At 62.0% G+C, this 3,736-nt stretch carries 4 protein-coding genes; all 4 read left to right on the top strand.

The features are described 5' to 3' along the window. The coding region (locus ENZ74_RS25290) for an isovaleryl-CoA dehydrogenase (RefSeq protein ID WP_164761196.1) at positions 1–1,005 on the top strand (1,005 nt) is incomplete at its 5' end. A 2-nt stretch (positions 1,006–1,007) separates the two neighbouring features. Beyond that, entirely contained in the window at positions 1,008–2,615 is a 1,608-nt protein-coding gene (locus ENZ74_RS25285; protein WP_013532608.1) for a carboxyl transferase domain-containing protein, read from the top strand. Positions 2,616–2,708: 93 nt separating this feature from the next. Beyond that, the gene (locus tag ENZ74_RS25280; RefSeq protein WP_318011939.1) at positions 2,709–3,179 is read left to right on the top strand and encodes a hypothetical protein; all 471 of its coding nucleotides are present in this window, start codon (positions 2,709–2,711) and stop codon (positions 3,177–3,179) included. 39 nt (positions 3,180–3,218) lie between these two features. After that, positions 3,219–3,590, top strand: coding sequence for a hypothetical protein (locus ENZ74_RS25275; RefSeq protein WP_013532610.1), 372 nt, complete (start codon positions 3,219–3,221; stop codon positions 3,588–3,590). The last annotated feature ends 146 nt before the right edge of the window (positions 3,591–3,736 follow it).

The following is a 3,736-nucleotide window of genomic DNA, read 5'->3' as shown; positions in this document are numbered from 1 at the left end:
GGCCTGCTCGGCATCACCGCCGACCCCGATTTCGGCGGCAGCGGCATGGGCTATCTCGCCCATGTGATCGCCGTCGAGGAGATTTCGCGCGCTTCGGCCTCGGTCGGCCTCTCCTACGGTGCCCATTCCAACCTCTGCGTCAACCAGATCAACCGCTGGGCGACGCAGGCGCAGAAGGAAAAATACCTGCCGCCGCTGTGCTCGGGCGAGCGAGTCGGCGCGCTGGCGATGTCGGAATCCGGCGCCGGCTCGGACGTCGTCTCGCTGAAGCTGCGCGCCGAAAAGCGCAATGACCGCTACGTGCTCAACGGCACCAAGATGTGGATCACCAACGGGCCGGACGCCGAGACGCTGGTGGTCTATGCCAAGACGGATCCGGACCAGAAATCGCGCGGCATCACCGCCTTCATCGTCGAGAAGGCTTTTGCCGGATTTTCCGTGGCGCAAAAGCTCGACAAGCTCGGCATGCGCGGCTCCAACACCGGCGAGCTGGTGTTTAGGGATGTCGAGGTGCCCTTCGACAACGTGCTGCATGAGGAAGGGCGCGGCGTCGAAGTGCTGATGTCTGGCCTAGACTATGAGCGCACGGTGCTTGCCGGCGGCCCGATCGGCCTGATGGCGGCGTGCCTCGACGTGGCAATCCCCTATGTGCATGAGCGCAAGCAGTTCGGACAGGCGATCGGCGAGTTCCAACTGGTGCAGGGCAAGCTGGCCGACATGTACACGACGCTGAATGCCGCGCGCGCCTATGTCTATGCCGTCGCCGCCGCCTGCGATCGTGGCCAGACGACGCGCAAGGATGCCGCCGGCTGCGTGCTGTTTGCCGCCGAGAAGGCGACGCTGATGGCGCTCGACGCCATCCAGCTGCTTGGCGGCAACGGCTACATCAACGACTATCCAACCGGCCGCCTGTTGCGCGATGCCAAGCTCTACGAGATCGGCGCCGGCACCAGCGAAATCCGCCGCTGGCTGATCGGCCGCGAGATCATGGCGGAGGGGGTGTAGGTATGGCCACGTTGCAAACCCAGATCTCCCCCTCCTCCGAAACCTTCCGTGCCAACGCCGAGCGCATGCGGGCGCTGGTCGCCGACATTGCGGAAAAGGCCGCCACCGTCGAGCTCGGCGGTTCGGAGGAAGCGCGTGAGCGCCATGTCTCGCGCGGCAAGCTTCTGCCGCGCGAGCGCCTTGCGCAATTGCTGGATGTCGGCTCACCCTTCCTCGAGATCGGCCAGTTCGCGGCATGGTCGATGTATGGCGAGGAGATCTCTTCGGCCGGCATGATCGCCGGCATCGGCCGCGTCGAAGGCACCGAGGTGATGGTCGTCGTCAACGACGCCACCGTGAAGGGCGGCACCTATTATCCGCTGACCGTGAAGAAGCATTTGCGGGCGCAGGAGATCGCACTGCAGAACAATCTTCCCTGCATCTACCTCGTCGACAGCGGCGGCGCCAATCTGCCCAACCAGGAGGAGGTGTTTCCCGACCGCGAGCATTTCGGCCGCATCTTCTACAACCAGGCCAACATGTCGGCATCAGGCATTCCGCAGATCGCCTGCGTCATGGGTTCGTGCACGGCGGGCGGCGCCTATGTGCCGGCAATGTCCGACGAGACGATCATGGTGCGCAATCAGGCAACCATCTTCCTCGGCGGCCCGCCGCTGGTGAAGGCGGCGACGGGCGAGGATGTCAGTGCCGAGGATCTCGGCGGTGCGGATGTGCACACCAGGCTTTCCGGTGTTGCCGACCACTATGCGCTGGACGACGACCATGCCCTCGCCATCTGCCGGCGCATCGTCAAGAACCTGAATCGGAACAAGACTGTAAGCCTGAACTCTAGGAGAGCGATTCCGCCGCTTCATCCGGCGGATGAACTTTATGGCATCGTGCCGACCGACCTGCGCCAGCCCTATGACGCGCGCGAGGTCATCGCGCGCGTCGTCGACGGTTCCGAATTCGACGAGTTCAAGCAGAATTACGGCACCACGCTGATCACCGGCTTTGCCCATCTCCATGGCGTGCCGGTCGGCATCATCGCCAACAACGGCGTGCTGTTTTCCGAAAGCGCGCTGAAGGGCGCGCACTTCATCGAACTGTGCTGCCAGCGCAAAATTCCATTGGTCTTCCTGCAGAACATCACCGGCTTCATGGTCGGTCGAAAATATGAAGCAGGCGGCATCGCCAAGGATGGCGCCAAGCTGGTGATGGCGGTTGCCACCGCCAGGGTGCCGAAGGTGACTGTCATCATCGGCGGTTCGTTCGGCGCCGGCAATTACGGCATGTGCGGCCGCGCCTATTCACCGCGCTTCCTGTGGATGTGGCCGAACGCCCGCATCTCGGTGATGGGCGGCGAACAGGCGGCAACGGTGCTTGCCATGGTCAAACGCGAAGGCATCGAGCGCAAGGGCGGAGAATGGAGCGCCGAGGAAGAGGCGAAATTCAAGAAGCCTATCCTGATGAAATACGAGCATGAGGGCCATCCGCTCTATTCGTCCGCACGCCTCTGGGACGACGGTATCATCGATCCTGCAAAGACGCGCGACGTGCTGGCGCTCAGCCTGTCGGCCGCGCTCAACGCCGAAATCGAGGACACGCGCTTTGGCGTGTTTCGGATGTGAGAATGGACGGTCAACTTCGACAGCCAAACGGCGGAACTATACCGGCAGGCCGTTGCTGCCGTGTGAAAAGGCTGAACTGTATGGACCAAGCGATTGGTCAGTATAGGCGGCTTCGAATCTCAAACAGTGAACTGGCGGGGGGACAAAATATTCGCTACTGTTTATCCAGCATGGGGCAATGGGGACGGGCTGGAAATGAAACTGAAATATTGCCAGGGAACGGCTGCTTCGATACTTTCCGCATTTCTAATATTAACGGCGACCGGCATCAGCTCGGCGGAATCGCTCGCAGGACGCAAGGGAGACGTGCGTTTTCCGCCGACCTTGGGTTCGGGCGAATGCAACGTTGCCTACAAGGGTTACGTCGCGGCGAGCGGCCATTCGGCCTACGCCACAACCTTTTATTCGCGCGTTGTCGACCTCTACATCATCTGCGGGACGAAGCTCAACGCGCCGTCCCAGAAGGCGGCGGAAGAGACGGCGCTGCGCAATTGCCAGGCCGGGTTGACACGGTGGAAGCTCAAGACCGCGAGTGGCGGCTGCGCAATCTCGTCATCGAAATAAGCAACCGGCCGAGACTTTTTTGCGAATGGGGGAAGCAGAATGAAATCCGGGACCTGCAAACGAGCAGCCACCCCCATAGTGGCAGGCTTGCTGATGGTGGCGGCCTCCACCGCTGCCATGGCCGGATCGCTGGCAGGCAGCAAGGGCGACGTGCGCTACCCGGTGACCATTCCTATAGGAACCACCGGGGGCTGCGGGAAGGCCTATGCAGCGTATCTCGCAGCCGCAGGCCATTCGGCTTTCGCGGCGACGCCAATCGTTCCGGCGACCGAGTACTTCGTTTGCGGCGTGAAGCTGAATGCATCGTCACAAAAGGCGGCGGCGGAACTGGCACTGAAATCCTGTCAGGCCAGCAAAAGCAAATACAAGGTTACCGTCGCCGGCGCCTGCAGCATCGCCGCGTCCAAATAGACCGGAAAGCGCCCGGTTTTTCTCCTTGGGGAAGACAAAATGAAATCCACGAATTCCAAGCGAACAGCCATGGCGATATTGGCTGTATTGCTGGTGTTCGCAGCATCCGGAGCGGGCATGGCCGGCTCACTGGCGGGAAGCGAGGG

Origin of the sequence: Mesorhizobium sp. M7A.F.Ca.CA.002.15.2.1, from assembly GCF_003998715.1 — a bacterium.
In the GTDB taxonomy this organism is placed as follows: domain Bacteria; phylum Pseudomonadota; class Alphaproteobacteria; order Rhizobiales; family Rhizobiaceae; genus Mesorhizobium; species Mesorhizobium ciceri.
The sequence above is the reverse complement of the archived record's forward strand: the minus strand, read 5'-3'. Positions and strand labels throughout refer to the sequence as shown.